1 pseudogene is annotated in these 385 nt (G+C 63.6%); it reads left to right on the top strand.

What is annotated here, in order from left to right:
- Positions 1 to 385, top strand: a pseudogene (locus tag JHD59_RS22395) (chromosome segregation protein SMC); the annotation flags it as partial.

Raw genomic sequence — 385 nt, 5'->3', positions numbered from 1 at the left:
CCCTTCTTTCCCATCGTCAGCGATGCCGTGACGCTGCTGTGCCGCATCAAGAAGCAGGGCGGCGACTGGGTACGCCATTACGCCATCCTGGATGGCGATGTGCCGCTGGAACTGGCCGAGGCGCAAGCGCAATGGCTGGGCGTACAGGAATACCGTCGCCGGCTGGAAGTGGCCGGCCTCACCCCGGCAGTGGGTGAGGTGCTGGCGCTGGAGCAGGGCGATACCGACAAGCTGACCGAATACAGCCCGAAACACTTGCTCGACCTGGTGTTCCAGGTATTCGGCGACAAGGACGTGCTGGACAACTACCAACGCGCCCGTGACGAACAACGCGCCACCGAGCTGGAACTGGAAGCGCTCACCCGGCAGGAAGAAGCGCTGGAAG

The sequence above is a fragment of the Chromobacterium sp. ASV23 genome, from assembly GCF_016428945.1.
Taxonomy (GTDB): domain Bacteria; phylum Pseudomonadota; class Gammaproteobacteria; order Burkholderiales; family Chromobacteriaceae; genus Chromobacterium; species Chromobacterium sinusclupearum.
This window is presented reverse-complemented; position numbering and strand designations above follow the sequence as displayed.